The organism is Alphaproteobacteria bacterium, from assembly GCA_018662925.1.
Taxonomy (GTDB): Bacteria; Pseudomonadota; Alphaproteobacteria; order 16-39-46; family JABJFC01; genus JABJFC01.
The window spans coordinates 1-17,212 of sequence record JABJFC010000088.1 but is presented as its reverse complement, the minus strand read 5'-3'; the positions used below and the strand labels follow the sequence as shown (position 1 = coordinate 17,212).

Sequence of the window (17,212 nt, the reverse complement as noted above, 5' to 3'; positions counted from 1 at the left end):
TTAAGCTCACAAAAAACTATCTGTGTTTTTAGAAAGAAAATATTATGAAAGGTAGGGACTTTAGGTTATAAAAAACTATCGGGGTGTCGTTTTCTGGACAAGGGTTGCGACTTCCGTCTATGGTATGTGGAAAGGGTGGTCCCATGACAGAAAGTAATGAGAAGCCTTATAGTAATGAGAATGCGTACAAGTTTAATAGTCAGATATTACCAAAGCTGAACGACGTGTGCCGTCCTCTTTTTGAGAACACTGGCGTTTCTTCTTTTAGATATTTTCGTATTTTCGAGGACTCCAGTTACATCAATCTAAGCACCAGTGAAGAATGGCTTAAAGTAAGGCTAGAGAAAATACATGACAATGGTGTGAATTTTCACGCCCCCTTACAAAGCGCCGTTGAAGAAAAATGTGAGTACTACCTCTGGCCAGATAATCCAAATGATTCTGTGTCTAAACTATTCATAGACTTTGTGATATGGAATGGTTTTAGTGTGTACCAACGTAAGGGAAATTCCGTAGAAGCTTGGTCGTTTGGTGCAGATGTAAACGCACAAAATATGAAGAATTTTTACCTTAACAATACGCATATAATCACAAACTTTGTTAATTTTTTTAAGGTTCAGACACCTTCTCTTGTCGACGAAAGCAACAACGATATACGTGCTCATTTTAGAGATAAAATAAGCATTGAACCTAATCTTCCAGTAGATCCATGCAAAAACTTTGAGAGTAATCTTTGGTCAGATGGAATCCCCATTAAAACTGATCAAAATTATGTTTTAATCACAACAAGGGAGTTTCAATCTGGTTTCTTGCTTTCGAGAGGATGTACCGTTAAAGAAGCTGCACAGATTCTTAAAATTAGCCATAGGACAGTTGACTCACACCTTGTTAGTCTGAAACGCAAAACAAACTGCCCCTATAAACCGGATTTGATTAAAGTCTTTATCGATAACTTTGATTATCTTCCAAAAAACTTCGATCTCTTGCTTTTGAACAATCTCAAAAAATAGAATTTTATTGGATTCGAGAAAGCTACGCAGCCTTTTTTTCTAATTCAGTGGAAACATTTGACCTACTTTTGCAAATCCTGGCTGTAACAAGTCCTGCTATGATTATATAGAGAGCAGGAGAAACTGGGTTTCCTGTGAATTCCACCAAGCTGGCAGAAACAATAGGCGCCAACCCTCCAAAAATACCTGTTCCTATACCATAACCCAATGAGACTCCTGTATACCGCACAGGAGTCTTGAATTGATTATACATATATAAATTACATGCCCCAGAGAAAGCCCCTGCGTGGAGTGCAAATATAAGCTCAGACAGCAAGGCCATAGAAAGAGAGTTGCTGGATAATAAATAATAAAGTGGGATCGACAAAAGCGATATGGAGATAGAAATTACTTTGAGAACCCCTCTTGGATCTCGGCGATTGCACAGCATTCCTGCCCATAAACTCGCAAAGATAAAAAAGGCTACTGCCAACGCATTCATAGCAAGAAGAGTGCTCAACTTAAAACCATAAAATTCATTCAGATGTGTTGTGAAGTAAACAACAAATATGAATGTCAAAACGCCATTCATGCCACCAACAACTATTGTTTTTATAAGTTCAGGTCTGTACTTCCTGAGAATTTTTTTAATGGGATTTTCCACAATCTTTTTCTGAGCAATTACCTCTTTATATTCGTCACTTTCGGATAACTTTAATCTTATATAAAGGCTACCTAGACCAAGGATCCCGCCAACAATAAAGGGAAATCTCCACCCATCAGAGCTATCCATTGTCAGAAAAATAGAGGAAATAATCATTGAAACTAAAGTACCAAACATACCAGAAGAAGAGACAATGCTACCTGCCAACCCCTTCTTACTGGGAAAGGTTTCAATGAGATATATGCCAGCACCAGTATACTCTCCCCCACTTGAAACACCCTGCAAAAACCTTCCAAACAATAGAAGAAAGGGCGCCAAAAACCCTATATTCTCGTACGTTGGCATAAGCCCCATACAAAAAGTAACTATCGTCATTGTTAAAATGGAGAAAGTTAAAGCCTTGGTTCGACCAAACCTGTCCCCAATATGCCCAAAAAGAAAGGCTCCCAAAGGGCGGGCAACGAGTCCTACAGAAAAGATTGCTAGCGTGTAAAGCAAACTATAACGCAGAGAGTCTGGAAAAAAAATTTTGGAAAATAAAGCTGCAAAATTTCCGTAAAGACTGAACTCATATATTTCAAGGAAAGTGCCTGAACTGCAGGCAGCAATTACCTTTTTTTTCATTTTATCTCTTTTAGTAGTCATACCTTCACTCCAATATAAGACCTACACTTTCCCTTCCAACAAGCCGCATGTCTCTCGGCCAGTCTTTGCGACCAATATAGTCTATTTTTTCAATTTTGAACCCTTCTTCATCATTTTATCTTTTTTTTAATTCATACCTTCACTCCCACGAGCCCCACGCTTTCTCTGCCATCAAGCCGCATATCAGAGGGCCAGTCTTTGCGGTCTATATAGCCAATTTTTTCAACTTTAAATCCTTCTTCCACAAAACACCTCTCAAGAACCTCAATATCAAAAAAATGCATAAAAGAAGGAATGTCGTTCATTCTAACTTGCTTATCCTGTTCTATATTTCCAAACCATCCTGGCCAGAGAGATTTTTTCTTTTTCTCTTCATAAAATCCTGGAATATAAGATTCCCACATGCGTGTATAGGGCGTCCCAGTTATGACAAAAACTTTTCCTCCAGGTTGCAACCAACTTTTTAACCTCGTGATCCCCATAGAAATTTGAGGACCGGTCAAATAGTGAAAAACATTTGCAATAAGAACTGCCCCTATAGAGTCTTGCTGGAAATCAAGTTCCTCAGGAAAGCTTCCTACAAATGTTTTCAGCCTGTGTTGATGATTTTCTGGGACATTTTGTTTAAGAATTGCAAGGTGGCGGGGATCAATATCATTTGCATATACCATATGAGCCCCCTTCTTAAGAGCTCTTTTGGTTGCAACACCATAGGCTGCAGCTATATCAACAACCGGGACAGACAATTGAGAGGCGTAGTCTACAAAAGCTTCCCCATATTCAGTGATGTCACTAAACATGTAGCCCATTTTGTTGAGGGTAGGAGTTAAGGGTTTCTCTGGCTCTATCATATTCATTTTGAAATCCGACTGTTTTTCTAATTTAATTTTAGATCTTATAATTTCTCTAGACAGCAGGCAATTATTGGAAAAAATCCATATTGCATGGCTATAACATATTGCTTGTTGGGAAAGATATATCACCCATCCACTGAGAATTATATCTAACTCTCTTCATTTTCCAAGCCATAAAAATAGGGAAATTTTAGGGGTGATATACAACTTTTGGGTAACTTGGACACGACCAAGGCCAAAGCCCAGAGAACAATCGCACCCTGAATCAAGACGCCTCGCCACCTAAAACTCAGAAGGCCTACTTAATCTTATTTTCTTTGAATTCGACGTGCTTGCGGACAACAGGATCATACTTTTTAAAGACCATCTTTTCAGGATGATTCCTGGGATTCTTTTTCTTCACGTAAAAGAAACCAGTACCTGCTGTACTCTCTAGCTTAATATTGATCGTATTTGACTTTGCCATCTTCTCTCGCAACTTACTTGTTCGTCGTGAGAGTTATTTAAAGGCTTCCGGCGCCCCTGTCAAGGAATTTCAGCTGTCATGTCATAAACACATGATATGTCCGAAGTCGTTAACAAACTGGTTGTCCGATGAGAAGATGAACTCGGAAGGAGGATCATCATGAAGGGAAATTGGGGCCGATTAACTGTAAGGAAATTGAGGCCAACTAACTAATCCAATCATGGGAAACTTTCTTTATCAAAATTAACCTTTTGTTAATCTTTTGAGCTGTAGAATAGAAAGGATAGCGAGTTGTGGACTTTTTGCTGAGCGGAAACAATCAAGCTTAGCCTATGAATTAACATATACAAGCTACGAACTTGACATATACAACCTACAAAGAAATACAGGAGGGATAGATTATGGATAAAATGACCAAACAATTTACGCCGAGGGGTTTCGCATTATTGGGAGCCGTTATATTTATGTGCTTTTCCAGTGTGCCCGAGGCGTCAGCAAACAACAAGAATTTAATGGAGGGTACATTATCCTTTGTTGACGCGTACGGTAGATCTGCAACTATAGCTGACGCAAAGGGTCGGACATATCACGTACACAAAACAGACATGGCAGACGATTTACACATCGGAGATAAGGCCACATTCTATAGCGTCAAGGTAAATCATCGCGGACATGTACGCGATGCTAAAAACATGAGGATTACAAAACACGTAGAACTTTGGTAGTTGAAATAAAACACCCTCGGATCAACTAGGGTAACTCACGGCGTCTAACTTAGCAGCGCGATAGTTGCTAATTCCTCCCCCCGGTCTGTTTAAAGCAGATTAGGGGGAGAAATTCGCGACTGTCAGACTGTTCAAAGCAACCCTCTATACAGATCGCCTTCAAGTTTTCGTCTTTTAAGCAATCCACGGTGGCGTCGGCCTCCGGCCCAGATCCATTTAAGGAGCTCTTGGGGAACCAATCCGTGCTCCTCACCATTGAGGACGCGACGTAGCGTTGATCGCTGCAGCGCGCCTGCTCCCACGTTAAAGGTCAAGGAAACAAGAGCGTCGAACTGTTTTTGGGAAAGGGAAACATGAACTAACCGCTGCACACCCTTTTCAGTCTGTTTTATGTCAGAGTATAGGAGCGATTGGGCTTCTGCGGTCGTGATTGACTCGTCAAAGGAATCGGTTTTTATGATCACATGACCGTACCCGATGGTCCAATAGCCCCCCGGGCAATGGTAGGGAACGGCAGAAAATCCTTCAAAGCTTTTGATGAATTGCAGACCTTGTGCAGAGAGTCGATTCATTTGGACTTATGGCCAAATTTAGCCAAGGCCCGCTGTCCAAACCAAAAGGACATGACCGTGGCAAAAAGGGCCTGATCCTCCATGTGCCATATTTGAAGCAAAGCTTGGGTCCAGGTCAATTGATCGGCCAGATGCTGGATCGTCAGGAGTTGCGCAACTTTTATGGCGGCATATAAAAGGAAGAAGGCATAGGTAATAATAGGACGCACACTCCCCGCCAACCCATCGATGAAAGGGACTCCCGTTGGTCGTGCGTGGGAATGCAGACTCTGTGCCTCCTGGATGTCTCCCAGGGTCTGAATTTCCTCCAAACGCTGTGAATGCCCCTTTTCCATAAGCGTGATCTGCCGATCCAGGATGTCCAGTTCGTGTTTCCGATCATGGTGCTCTCGGAATAGCTTGAGGAAATCCGGAAAGGCACTTCCCAGGAATCCAATAAGGGAGCCAATAAGTGTGATCATTGCCGAGGTGTCTCCTTTTGTGGATGAAGGGGTGTTTAACTGTGAGGTTGGTTGTTAAGAAACTGGATGTTGAATGGTTTTTCCTGGATCCCGCGCTCATCCGTCTTCGCCTACGCTACGACGTGACAAGTCTAATTCCTGGATCCCGCGCTCATAAGGAATTCTAGGGCGCGCCTTCGGCTTGCCCATAATTCCTAATGGCCGGGAAGACGAAGCTGGGGCCTGGAAGACGATAAAAACACCGTCTTCCCGGAGCCTAGGAGCTCTAGACGAACCGGCGTCTTAAGCCGGTGAGTCCTAGAGTGAGTTGGCATCGCGGGATCCATGCGGGATCCATTCCACTCCCCTTATTGAAACATCAACTTGCCAAAAAAGGCCCCGAGGGTCGTGGAAAGAAGCAACAGAACGGACAAAGCGCCTTTCCAGAGATATATCTGGCGCTCTATATGACTGGTCCGCTGATCCAGGTGTTCCAAAGTCGTCGTCACCTGAAACAACTGCTCTCCAATGCCCTTTATAAGAGTTTCTAATCGTCCTAAAGTTCTATAGATTTCGCTTGCACTCATTATGGTCCAACCTCCTCTTTATAGATTTCCCAATCACTGTGAACTCCCCTCCTCTTCTACCCGTAAAAACACAATCTCAACCCGATGCGAGTCACTAGAAACACCCCGAATGCCTACAGATCGAAACATTACCAACTGCAAATCACTGCGAACTCCCCTCCTCTTCTACTCGTAAAAACACAATCTCAACCCGATGTGAGTCACTAGAAACACCCCGAAAGCCCACCGATCGAAACATTACCTGATGCTTTTCGTCTTGCAACGCTTCGATGGAACACTTTACGTGCCCCCCATATATGGCTTCCCGCAATGAAATCCGCTCACAGCCATCGGGCGGCGTCACAAATATCACATCATATGGGGGAATCGTGCCCCCACGCGCCGGTACCACATTACGATCTTGCCAATTTAGGGGCGTCGTCACACTCACAACGGGCCCTTTTCCCCCAGGAAGAATTTGCCCATATAGCTGCACCATTTCTTCAAGGGGCATCCCAGGCCGAAAGTACCCAGCATAGGGAAAAACTGGAATGGCATTCACCCGATCAGGAGGCGTCATGTAAAGCCGTCGTTGAGCATCCATTCCAAAGTGGACTGTAAAATTGCGCTCAACTGTTTTGTAGGGCTTTTCATACAGAACTCCATGGGGAGCTCTCCACTGACCCACTTCAAATCCTTCAAAAGCCCTCTCTTCCTCCTGGGAACTCCCACGATAAAATCCACCACCCATCGCGCCTATTTGTATGGATCTACACAAGATGCCATCCCGTTCCCAAACCGCACAACGAGTGGTTTCTGGCAAAGGGCGCTGGTCCAAATTCCCAAGGTCGTAATAAGCAACCGCAACGGAGGCCCGCTGTTCATGCTGAAAGGCTACCCCTATATCAGTATGCATAAGCGGTACAGGCTTAAGGGTACAGTTGAGGATAAGTTCCTGGGGTGCTAGAGGAAGTTCCATGTAAAAATTCAGTGCGGGTAATATGCCTTGATCCTCCATAGCCAACAGTGGCAACTCGGAGGAAATCCCCTGGGTGGAGGGCGCCTGATAGCCCTCTGGATAGGTGGACTGTATGAAAAACTTATCAAAATTCATGGCGCCCTCCCCAAATTTATTTGACAGGGCGGTGCATATTGATTGAGAGGCTTCACATGGATCCGATGATCAAGAACATCTGTTCCTGTCATTTCCAAGAGTTCAACACGAATCTTAGTGGCCATTTTGCGCATCTGCTCCATCAGTTCTTTCTCCGTAAAAGGCGACCCTGCTTTTAATTGTTGCTCTTGTTCTTTAACAGGAAAGCTTACATGTACGTCTTGGACAAAATCCTCTAGCCCCAAACTCTCCGGAGAAACAATCCCTCCCTGGGGCGATTGATCCTCATACTTTCCGTACAAAATACCCGACGCCGTTTTATGGACAGAGGACGTTGTCATCAAAGCCTGTGACTTTTCTTCTTGGCCAATTGTACACGCCAGGGTGACTTTTGCTTCTTGGCGTCCCGTAGTGCCATCTACCCAAAGCTTGTACGCCACCACCTTTCCCGTAGCCTCTCCCCCTGGCAATCGGGGATCTTCAATACGAACACTATGATCACAAGTAAGGCTCGCCATAGTTGCAAAATCAGTTTTAAAAGAAATATGCACAACTCTCGCCCCTATGGCCAAATGGGACTTTGCCACTTCCAAAGCATGCTCTATGGCCTGACGCCCTCGGGGAGAAATAAAAAAGCTAGATTGACTCGACTGGGACAAGGGGCACTTCCGTCGTTTTAAGAAACGCCAATATTGTCCATCTCGACCAAAGCTTTTCAGAGATCTATGATCCTGAGAGCATTCATAATAGTCCTCCCCAAAATAAACATGCTCACCCTTTTTATAATCGGTATCCGACAACCAGATGGACGCCCTATCGTCTTCCTGAATATTCTGTAGCTTTAACGTCAGCTTTCGTTCGTGGGATTGCCCCGTCAAAGACTGTACATTGCTTTCCAATGTGAACAAAACCCGTTCCCGCCGACGCTGTCGATACTGCCAGGAAAGAACAAGCTGGCTTTTGTACCATTCTCGTTTCAACCTTTTCTGCCCCAAAGCCCTTTCCGTTAGCATAAAACCTGTCGATGCCGTGGGGTATAGCTCTAAGGCCCCCGTCTGAGGGGGAACATAGGGTATTAATTCACTCTTTAAGATTTCATACCCGGACCGCACTCCCACTGACGACTTGCCGCGCTCCCACCAAGCGGCTTCCAATGATGCCCCGGTAAGGGTATTTATTTTTCCTTCGGGAAAGGCCCTTTCAATACTGGGGGCAATATCGACAATGCCCGATGCTCGCTGAATCCACTCCGCCTCAAGGGTTACGCTCACAGATGTAAGCGGCATGGCTTTTAAATGTAGGGAAAGACTTTCCCGATCGAAATCACCGCCAAGATCAAGAAACGACTTACCTTGATGAATATTAGAGAGGCTCAGCGCCCCTGTTGTTCGATCCCAATGGGGCAGCTCAAGTCTGTCTTCCAAGAGTTCCCCTAAATCATGCCGCTTTTCCTTTTGAATAAAAAGGTCATCTCCCCCCTTCAATTTGGCCACCAATGGTCGAGATTCCTGCTGGGGATCCTTAATATCAGCCAAAAATGTCAGCTCAATCAGATCTCCTTTTATCAAAGTGGGCATCCCTATGAGACGACCGGAAAACAGCAATTGCGCCGATTCTTCTCCGGGATTCTTATAGCTGATAAAAGCATTTTGTTTCAGGGAAGAATTGAGGAACCAACCTTTTTGAGCACTAATGGAATTATCCAAAAGAACTTTTGCACTGGGAAACTTCTCCTTCATTCTGGAGTATTTCCAGGGAAAACACCTGTTCATCCTCCCTCATATGCTTGAGAGGATGAAACATTTCATCCTGTGTAACCCACGCAAAACAAAAGATCATTTAACTTTTTCACTCCAATTGGGTTAAATAAAACTCGACATAGTGAGTAAAAATGACGTACAAGTACCCACCTGTGAAATTACGTGAAGAGATATCATGACCGCACAACCCGCTCGCAAGAATGAAACGTCGCCGTCGAACCAGCAACAAGCTGTGCCCCCGGCTCATAATCCGGTTCTTTCAGCCTGGCGCTGGTTAATGGGGAAAGGATTTCTGCAAGGTGCCATTTGGGCCATCATGATTTGCCTCGTCAGCAACATGAATGATGTTTTTCAAAAGTTTTTGGGTGCGCGCCTCGAAGCCCCCCAAATTGTCTTCTTCCGCTTTCTATTTAGTATGATCACACTCTTCCCGTTTATGTTGCGTCAAGGCATGTCTTCCTTTCACACAAAGCGCCCAGGGCAACATGCTTTGCGCGCACTCGTAGGCGCCGTCGCCCTTGGAATTGGCTGTTTTTCCGTCACCACCATGCCCCTGTCTGATGTGGTGACATTATACTTTACCCAGCCTCTATTTTTCCTCCCTCTGGCCGTTATCTTTCTGAGTGAAAAACTGGACTCAGCTAGAATTGGTGCCACAGTCCTCGGCTTTATTGGTATCTTGGTCATCTTAAACCCATCGGAAAATAGCTTTAACTATATGGCTCTTTTGCCAATTTCAGCAGCCTTTATGTTTGCCATCCTGGATGTCTTAGCAAAAAAGATGGTTCTAAAAGAAAGCCGCATCACGTTGCTATTTTACTTCGCCCTTGGGACAACATTGGTTGCCATTATTCCCGCCATTTTGGTCTGGAAGACACCTACCCTTTGGGAACTAGGCCTCCTTGTTCTTCTTGGTATTGGCGCCAATCTTATCCAGATTTGTCTCTTCCAAGCTTTTTCCGCCACTGAAGCCGTTGCTCTGGCCCCCTTCCGTTATACGGAACTAATCTTTGCGTCGCTCTTCGGCTTTATCCTGTTCAGCGAAGTTCCAGCTGTTCGCACCCTTGGTGGTGGCATTCTCATCATCGTAAGCACTTTATACATCACCTACCATGAGACAAGGGGCAAAGGCTTCATTATGGGATGGGTACGAAAGTTAAAGCGAACTTAATGTTGAGGCGTTTTAATTCGTAACCCCTCATACTTCATCCAAGAGCATTTTCCACCCCCAAGTCAAATCCCACTCGTGATAAGTCGTCTCAAAATTTATGAGATGCATCCTCAGCAAGGGACGGTATGTAATAAAAACATTCCCCGAGATTATTGGGATCGACACATTTTTTTCCGAAACATTGATAGGTATAATTATTTTTCCGCCCTGATGAACCAATGGAGATCCCGGTACCGGATCACGTTTCAACGAACACACGATTGAATCTCCGTCCCTTTCTGCCTCTCTGGGCACGCGCTGCCATAATCGAGAAATGCACTGCACCTGGAATTCTTGATCCGATTTAACACTGTGAAAATCGGGCACAGTTTTGTCTTGGCACGTAATGACGGTGCGGTACTTTCGTTCCTGTTGTCCCGCATATCTCAATTTGCCATTAATGGTGCGAAAGTAACGACCCGTTTCGAGGGGGATTAACTTTTGCACACAGCCTCTGGCCGAAAATTCCGGAAATCCGATTCCACCAATAACAAGCTCTGAATCTTCCTTCATTGTTTGCAGCTCCTCACGATAGTTTGCTCGAACATCCAATTCATTGCATCAAAGCCCACCGGGGCAATGATAGAGGTCGTCGCTGACGGGAGGCCACTATATGCTTCTCCAACTGTTCCAAAAGCTCAACTTCTTCACGCAATTCCTCGTCTTTTTCTTTCATAAATTCTTCCCACATGGATTTCATATATTCCTCCCTTAATAGTGGACTAGTGCTTGGTACTTATCACTCCAATGCTCATGGGGTTGAAGCATTATTTTTCGAGACGCTGGCACGTGTCGAATGCGAGATTCCGCCTTCTCCAAAGTCAAATACCGCCCTTCTAATATCTCAAAAACAAGCCCTAATAGTTTGCCACTTTCCCACCACCGAATGGCTTGATTCCACACGCTTACTTCAAAGGACACCAATGACTTTCCGGCGCCATGGGACAGACCGTTTTCCTTGGAAGGCTGAACACACCTGAGGCAGAGATATGGATGCCCACCACGGGGCAGCGGATCTGTGAAGATTCCCCGAGACATATTTTTGATTCCGTTATGACGTAACAAAACAGAACGTATGGCCTCTAATAATTCTTGATCCATTTATGCCATCCTCAGGACACGATAGGGTGCCAACAAATTACGTATGGCGCTCTTTGCTGATAACGCCCCACCCGACTCACTCTCTCGATGACAATACGCATCCGTAGCCAATTGGAGAATGGCAGCTTGAATTGGTTCTGGAATATTTTCTGGAGCTTGCCCATACCCAGCACGAAATATAATGCTAATGGGGCATCCCACCTGAAGAGGATACTTCAAATAGATGTGCGTCCACACGCCTTGCTCTGCTTCAATATAGGTGACGGTCTTCTGAGATCGTGTGACCGATACAACATCCACAATGGGAACCTTCGGCAACCTAATGGCGCAATGGAAGTGGGGGGCCTTCCCCCCACCTAACCCCCCTTCTGACTTAAGGGCTGGGTCCATAAAGTTCTTTGTTAGCTGCCATGTTTGATGAATCAGAGATCTTCCTGTGTATTGCTCCACCCAATGACCCGCTGCCCCTACGAGCTCTTTTAAAAGATCATCATCATGATCATGATGAATCCGGAGATACTGTTTTAACCTCTCCAGGGAAGCGGGCGTGCTTTGGGGCAGAGAAATACACACTAGAGACATGACTAACTCCTCGTTACGGGTTCTCGATAGGCCAAACCCAAAAAGGCCAGTGCTGATACCAAGAATCCCTTTTTCAAATCTCCTACAGGTTGGAGGGCAAGGCGGAAATAACGTTTGTCTCCTTTGTAGCCCACCATGTAATTGGCCTGGGTTTTCTTGTTATCATCGATATTTGGAAAAACTGAGAACAGCTGGGAACTATCAACGAGATTAAAAGTTTTCCCGTCATCACTTTCCTCCAAAAGAGTCTCCACCTTCAGCTGATCCGAAAGCACCTCGACACTCTGGCCCACACTTAGGAACATGTTAGCTCCCAGGAACCCTGCCGTATCAACGGTGGCTCCCACAACGGGCTGGTTTCCCTTTAACCGTTGGGGGAACAACATGGGCACTTGTTTGACCCCATGATAAAAATCACGCATATTTTACTCCTTCCTATTTATGAAAAATTGATCAGTTTGATGGCCTTTGGATTGATCACATCGCCGCCCACGCGTTTGGTCATATAGAACTCTACGTAGGGCTTGGCACTATAGGGATCCCGCAACACATGGAGATCTTGGCGATCGACGATCTGGTACCCTTCCCTAAAGTTTCCAAAGGCAATGGCGTGGGACTTCTTACCTTCTTCCAGGGAGGGCATTTCATCAATGGTCACCACAGGATGACCCAGCAGAGTCGATGGTGTCCCTTGGATTAATCCTGGTTGCCACAAATATTGCCCCGTCCCGTCCTTTAGCTTGCGTATCTTGGACTGAGTCAGACGAGACATAAGCCAAGTTGCTTCGGATAGGTATTGGGAAGGCAATGCTGAAATCACGTCAAACAACACATTGCCACCGGCATTTATATCAAAATCTCCTGCCACACCTGTTTTGGTTTCTTCAATTACTTCTTTTCCTTCTGGCGCCGCTAAATTGTAGGACAAGAACCCCATGGGTTGGCCCCCACCGAGGCCATTAATGAAAGCTTGATTCTCCAATTGAGCCATGCGACGGGATACTTTATTGATGAGCCATTTTTCAATATCAATGGCGGCATCTTCCAAGAGTTTTTGAGTCACACACGGCTTGGCATATATTTCATTGACAGGAATGCGCACTTTGGCAAAGTCGGATACATTTGTTTCCGAACGAGGATTCTCTTCGCTGACCCAACCCGCCTCAGCCGTTTGGGCATCCACGAGCACTTCCAGCATATCCGTTGAAATGGAGGTAACCTTGGCTAATTTTCTAAAGGAAGAAAATTCTTCAAGACTTCCCAATAAGGCTTGGGAAATTTCTGTGGGAACCAAATAGCCACCCTCTGGATCAGAGCCAGAAGACAAGGCCTTGCTTTCAAATTGTTGCAGGGGCTCTTCGACCCCCTTTCGGACGTAGTGCAGGAAAGCAGCCTTATAATTTCCGTCGCTTCCATTGGGAACTTTTGCCTCCATTTCCAAATCGGGTCGCCGTTGGGCTGTTTCTAAAATCTCAACACGCTCTTGGGCTTTATCCACGGCATTATTTAACTGATCCACTTTTTCCTCTAAAAGCGGATCCAGAATCGCTTTTTTCTCAAGGCCCAATAGCCTTTCGTCATTGGCCTGTTTGAAATCGTGAAATGATTTTCCTAAGGCATCGACAGCTTCTTTTACAACTTGTGTTTCCATAAAGTTCTCCTTCCTAAATTAAAATGTAGTGCTAGTACGGGTTCATAAAGTGCAGTTTCGTAAATTGCGGGTTCGTGAATATTGACCCAGTCAATGAATATGATGGACACGCGCCGCGGTATTGGCCGCAAAAGTCACCAAGGAAATTTCGTAAAGCTCTACTTGGTGAAGAGTTCGGACGTGCTTGTTCTCATCAAAGGAACTGAGAATGGTTTCAAAGCCAATGGACAGACCTTCCAAGGCCTTTTCCTTTAACAGAATATAGGCTTCCCAGGCTTTTTGCACATCCAGGAGCAATTTAGCTTCTCCATAAAGGCCGCGTTTGTCCTCTTTCAAACACGTCCATACGCCCAAAAGTTCTGTGGTGTCATGTTGCCATAACAGTTTTGGCTTTTGTCCGGAGTCCTGCCAACGCTTTAAAGAGCTATAGAAAGCCCCCTGAGCAATGCGATCTTTCTGAGCATCGATCACATCAAAGACACTGGCATATCCCTTGAGCACGCCTTTGGGTGTCAGGCTCTTGATATCAAAGTTGCAGAGACGCTTCTCCACGGCCTTTCCACTTGGTTTAGGCATGGGGAGACTCCTGTTCCATAGAGAAGCCATCCCCGCCGGGCAACGGCCCGTATCCAACAGCAGCACGCTTTTCATTGGGGGTGAGAAAGTCCGCTTGATTCAAACGCTCCCACAGGCTTTCGCGACGGCGGACGAGACTGGGAATGGCTTCCTTGTCAAAGTCCAAGCGCAGGTCCTCACCAAACTGGGGAACGAGCCACTGATTTAGTTCGGCCGTAATGAGTTCCATCAGAGGCAAAATGGTTTCTTCCCATAGATGATAACGGGCTTCCCGATAGTTAGCATAGGTGGCATCTCCTGGAACGCCCACCAGGATGGGGGGCACCCCAAAGGCCTGAGCAATTTCTCGAGCCGTGACGTTTTTGCCCTCCAGGAAATCCATGTTTTTGGGAGATAACCCCATTTCTTTCCAATCAAAATCCCCTTCCAGAATCAAGATCCGTCCTGAGTTGCCTGTCCCTTGATAGCCCTCATTTAGATCCTGCCGCAACGACTCTCGCTGTTCTTCGGTCATGGGCTGTTGGGAACGAATTTGAAGCGCACCAGAAGGACGTCCTCCATTCTGAAGAAGAGCCAAATTGTGGGACCCCACCGCATTGTGTTGATCGATGGCACGGGCAGCAGCTTCGATGGGGCTCATGCCGTACCAATCGTTTAGGGGGTGAAAGTTCTTCAAATGGAGGATAGGCGACTTGTTTGTCACAGGATCCACGCCAATGCTCCGCTCACTTTCATTGACACGATAGACATAGGCGCATGGCATGCCACGCCTGCCGGGGATGATGCGCATACGATCGGGGCGCAGGGCGTGGAGCTCTACTGGAACGTCGGAATTGCGCCTAGGATAAACGGCTTCCAGATAGGCATTTCCCGATAACAAATAATGGGAGACAAGACTTTCCAAAAGGGCTGATCCTGCTTGATTGGGGCTGGGACAATTTAAAAGTCGCAAGAGTCCGTGGGAATCCAGCTGATGTTTGCCCCCATAGAGGATCCAGGACACGCCAGCAATACTTCGGGCGATGAGCGTTACGGCCCGATAGACAATGACGTTCTTTTGATAGCCTTCCTCGGACAATTGATCATACCGACGCGGTGTCCAAACGGGTTGTCCTAACTTTGCACACGTCACGAATTTGGCCTGATGGGAAGAAAGGAATTTTTTATGCTTTTTCGTCCGCAAACGAAATGACATTCGGTTAGAGGAAGCGTTGGAGTTCGCCCGCGAAAGGATACGGCCAGAAAGGATTCGTGACAGATACGACATGACATGCCCATTTTTTAAGTTGATGATAATAGTTTGATTTTTTTGGGAAAAGTCTGGACCGTGTGTCCAAAGGTTTCTCAATCTGGGGACATCATGCCTATAAAAAACTAAAAAAACAATTTATTTTATCACATGGGCATTTTTTTATTTAGAGAGGATTTTTATGTGTGCGAATGCGGAGTGGGCGTGAAGGTTGGGGTTAGTTTGATGGCCGTGTGTTTCCTTGTGATTTCTGGTTTTTCAAAAATTTCAGTCTATTTTCATTTCTGCTGCAAAAATTTAAATCTCCTTCTCTCCTTCTCTTCTTCACTCAGCTTCTGTATATAATCCTCTGCAATTCTGTGCTCAGTCGGAAAGTCATGTTTATCTATGTTGTTCCTAAATCTTCTAAGAACTTCGATTTTTCCTGTAAGAGTTTGCTCCCATCCAACGTAACCAATTTCTAGAATTAAAGTGAGTTGTTTTCTAAGCTGCTCATCTATTCTGTTGGCGCCTGTTACGTCTAGTGAACACCCTGCGTTCATATATTTTTTTGAGGAAGAATGCTGCCCCACATTCGTTGTTATTTCGACCTTTAACTCTGCAATCTCTTTCAATTTGGAGAGAAGCTGTTCATATTTCTCACCTAATGCAGGCATCCTTTCGGTAGACTGAGGACTTTCTTTAAAATCGTCAAACTCTTGAGGGGGGCTTTTTCTAAGAGCAGAAGGCAATTTTTTTCCTCTTTTCACAGTTGTGTTTCCACTTGTGTGTTCAGTATTTTCCCCTCTCGTTTTTCGTTTTCTCCAATGGTCTCGTCGTGATGAAGTAGAAGAAATTTCGTCGGATGAGGAGGAGAAAGATGAAGAATCGTCCGATGATGAATCATTGGATGAGGACAATAAGAAGGAAGACGACACAGAAGAGTCGGAAACAAGCTCAGGATGTAGTATATTTAGCTCATGAAAAAAATCATCCCTCGAGGGTTGTGTTGTTGGAGAAGACCATCCAGTCCTAGGAACCTGAGGGATACCTCTCATGGCATTTGCGCGCATCACGGGAACCTCTTGAATTTCCTCGTAGGGATCCTAAGAGTCACCCTGAGAACCCTGGGCAAACATTGAACAATAAAGAACTTAAAACCAGCGCAGACACGCGCCCAAAGACTTTGGCATATTTCATAAGACACCTTCCTAATGTCACCTTCCCTTACAATGATTGAATTTCTAACACGTTAAATTGAAAATTTCAAGATGGGAGTGTTTTGGTGGGAGGCTTGTATGGATCCCGCGATGCCAACTCCCTCTAACGGCTTTAGTCCCCTACAATCTCATCAATAAAACCGAAGTCCTTAAAGTCCGTCATGCGCATGGGATAAAGGATCCCGTCTAAATGGTCGCATTCATGTTGAATCACACGCGCATGAAATCCATGGGCCTCACGTGTTTCGGTTTTACCCTCCAACGTCTGCCAAGTGAATCTTACGGATGTATAACGTGATACTTTTCCCATAAGCCCTGGCAAAGAGAGACAGGCTTCCCAGCTCAACTCCATTTCATCAGTCAAAGGTTCTACCACTGGATTGATATATGCCGTCAAGGGAACACCATCGGGATCATGTTCAGGAGAAAGCTTATACAGTGTTTTGTCGGTTGGTTTTAATATGCGGAAAAGTATTACTCTCTTAGAAACATCAACCTGTGGGGCCGCAAGCCCCGTGGAAGAAAGACTCTCAACAGTTGCTCGCATATCTGCCACCAGTTGATGGATCTCTGGCGCTGTCGGATCCTTGACCACCGCAGCTTCCTCCAAAAGAATGGGCTGGCCCATACGCATAATCTTTAAAACTGTTGCCGTCATAAACCAATCCAGTTAATTTTCTATAATCGTCATAAGGTACACTGCTTTTAACAAGCTATATAGTAGAGATTTATACCCTAGATCCGAGATAGAGAAACAAAAAAGCTCTGAGTACGAGGAAATAGCTGGAAAAGGAGAGAAAAAGGGTTACACTCTTTAGGTGAAAACGTAACCCCTTCTTAAGAAATATT

General features: G+C 45.2%; 22 protein-coding genes. 4 read left to right on the top strand and 18 right to left on the bottom strand.

Annotation, left to right across the window (positions count from 1 at the left end):
* Positions 1-143 precede the first annotated feature (143 nt).
* Complete coding sequence (locus HOL16_08070) at positions 144-1,010, top strand: helix-turn-helix transcriptional regulator (protein MBT5390634.1); 867 nt, start codon at positions 144-146, stop codon at positions 1,008-1,010.
* Positions 1,011-1,032: 22 nt separating this feature from the next.
* On the opposite strand, the gene HOL16_08065 is transcribed toward HOL16_08070, so the two are convergent.
* From HOL16_08065 to rpmG, 3 genes are all read right to left on the bottom strand, one after another.
* Entirely contained in the window at positions 1,033-2,277 is a 1,245-nt protein-coding gene (locus tag HOL16_08065) for an MFS transporter (protein ID MBT5390633.1), read from the bottom strand.
* Positions 2,278-2,429: 152 nt separating this feature from the next.
* Positions 2,430-3,155 (bottom strand): class I SAM-dependent methyltransferase, encoded by a 726-nt coding sequence (locus HOL16_08060; protein ID MBT5390632.1) that lies wholly within the window; start codon positions 3,153-3,155, stop codon positions 2,430-2,432.
* Positions 3,156-3,450: 295 nt separating this feature from the next.
* Positions 3,451-3,618, bottom strand: a complete 168-nt coding sequence (rpmG, locus tag HOL16_08055) for a 50S ribosomal protein L33 (GenBank protein ID MBT5390631.1) — start codon at positions 3,616-3,618, stop codon at positions 3,451-3,453.
* A gap of 401 nt (positions 3,619-4,019) precedes the next feature.
* Here rpmG and HOL16_08050 point away from each other — a divergent pair, with 401 nt between their 5' ends.
* A complete protein-coding gene (locus HOL16_08050; GenBank protein ID MBT5390630.1) occupies positions 4,020-4,343 on the top strand; it encodes a hypothetical protein in 324 nt (107 codons plus the stop codon).
* Positions 4,344-4,474: 131 nt separating this feature from the next.
* On the opposite strand, the gene HOL16_08045 is transcribed toward HOL16_08050, so the two are convergent.
* The 5 genes from HOL16_08045 to HOL16_08025 all read right to left on the bottom strand — a co-directional run bounded on the left by HOL16_08045 (position 4,475) and on the right by HOL16_08025 (position 8,774).
* Positions 4,475-4,915, bottom strand: coding sequence for a lysozyme (locus HOL16_08045; protein ID MBT5390629.1), 441 nt, complete (start codon positions 4,913-4,915; stop codon positions 4,475-4,477).
* A complete protein-coding gene (locus tag HOL16_08040; GenBank protein ID MBT5390628.1) occupies positions 4,912-5,250 on the bottom strand; it encodes a hypothetical protein in 339 nt (112 codons plus the stop codon). Before HOL16_08040 ends, HOL16_08045 begins: the two co-directional genes overlap by 4 nt.
* 473 nt (positions 5,251-5,723) lie before the next feature.
* Positions 5,724-5,942 (bottom strand): hypothetical protein, encoded by a 219-nt coding sequence (locus HOL16_08035; GenBank protein ID MBT5390627.1) that lies wholly within the window; start codon positions 5,940-5,942, stop codon positions 5,724-5,726.
* A gap of 142 nt (positions 5,943-6,084) precedes the next feature.
* A complete protein-coding gene (locus HOL16_08030) occupies positions 6,085-7,035 on the bottom strand; it encodes a hypothetical protein (GenBank protein MBT5390626.1) in 951 nt (316 codons plus the stop codon).
* Positions 7,032-8,774, bottom strand: a complete 1,743-nt coding sequence (locus HOL16_08025) for a hypothetical protein (GenBank protein MBT5390625.1) — start codon at positions 8,772-8,774, stop codon at positions 7,032-7,034. The genes HOL16_08030 and HOL16_08025 overlap by 4 nt, the downstream gene beginning before the upstream one ends.
* A 196-nt stretch (positions 8,775-8,970) precedes the next feature.
* On the opposite strand from HOL16_08025, the gene HOL16_08020 reads away from it, so the two are divergent.
* Positions 8,971-9,966 (top strand): DMT family transporter, encoded by a 996-nt coding sequence (locus HOL16_08020; protein ID MBT5390624.1) that lies wholly within the window; start codon positions 8,971-8,973, stop codon positions 9,964-9,966.
* 27 nt (positions 9,967-9,993) lie between these two features.
* Here the strand turns inward: HOL16_08020 and HOL16_08015 are convergent, their stop codons facing one another.
* From HOL16_08015 to HOL16_07975, 9 genes are all read right to left on the bottom strand, one after another.
* Positions 9,994-10,518, bottom strand: a complete 525-nt coding sequence (locus HOL16_08015) for a hypothetical protein (GenBank protein ID MBT5390623.1) — start codon at positions 10,516-10,518, stop codon at positions 9,994-9,996.
* Between the two features lie 40 nt (positions 10,519-10,558).
* Positions 10,559-10,705, bottom strand: a complete 147-nt coding sequence (locus HOL16_08010) for a hypothetical protein (GenBank protein MBT5390622.1) — start codon at positions 10,703-10,705, stop codon at positions 10,559-10,561.
* Positions 10,706-10,716: 11 nt separating this feature from the next.
* Complete coding sequence (locus HOL16_08005) at positions 10,717-11,106, bottom strand: hypothetical protein (protein ID MBT5390621.1); 390 nt, start codon at positions 11,104-11,106, stop codon at positions 10,717-10,719.
* Entirely contained in the window at positions 11,107-11,688 is a 582-nt protein-coding gene (locus HOL16_08000; protein MBT5390620.1) for a hypothetical protein, read from the bottom strand. It lies immediately after the preceding gene.
* A 2-nt stretch (positions 11,689-11,690) separates the two neighbouring features.
* Positions 11,691-12,110: a hypothetical protein gene (locus HOL16_07995; protein MBT5390619.1), complete on the bottom strand. Its 420-nt coding sequence runs from the start codon at positions 12,108-12,110 to the stop codon at positions 11,691-11,693.
* Positions 12,111-12,127: 17 nt separating this feature from the next.
* Positions 12,128-13,339, bottom strand: a complete 1,212-nt coding sequence (locus HOL16_07990) for a phage major capsid protein (GenBank protein ID MBT5390618.1) — start codon at positions 13,337-13,339, stop codon at positions 12,128-12,130.
* A 90-nt stretch (positions 13,340-13,429) separates the two neighbouring features.
* Entirely contained in the window at positions 13,430-13,915 is a 486-nt protein-coding gene (locus tag HOL16_07985; GenBank protein MBT5390617.1) for an HK97 family phage prohead protease, read from the bottom strand.
* The gene (locus tag HOL16_07980; GenBank protein MBT5390616.1) at positions 13,908-15,110 is read right to left on the bottom strand and encodes a phage portal protein; all 1,203 of its coding nucleotides are present in this window, start codon (positions 15,108-15,110) and stop codon (positions 13,908-13,910) included. Before HOL16_07980 ends, HOL16_07985 begins: the two co-directional genes overlap by 8 nt.
* A gap of 332 nt (positions 15,111-15,442) precedes the next feature.
* The gene (locus tag HOL16_07975; GenBank protein MBT5390615.1) at positions 15,443-15,913 is read right to left on the bottom strand and encodes a hypothetical protein; all 471 of its coding nucleotides are present in this window, start codon (positions 15,911-15,913) and stop codon (positions 15,443-15,445) included.
* Between the two features lie 16 nt (positions 15,914-15,929).
* On the opposite strand from HOL16_07975, the gene HOL16_07970 reads away from it, so the two are divergent.
* Positions 15,930-16,127: a hypothetical protein gene (locus tag HOL16_07970; protein ID MBT5390614.1), complete on the top strand. Its 198-nt coding sequence runs from the start codon at positions 15,930-15,932 to the stop codon at positions 16,125-16,127.
* Positions 16,128-16,475: 348 nt separating this feature from the next.
* Here HOL16_07970 and HOL16_07965 read toward each other — a convergent pair whose 3' ends face one another.
* A complete protein-coding gene (locus HOL16_07965; protein MBT5390613.1) occupies positions 16,476-17,021 on the bottom strand; it encodes a peptide deformylase in 546 nt (181 codons plus the stop codon).
* Between the last annotated feature and the right edge of the window lie 191 nt (positions 17,022-17,212).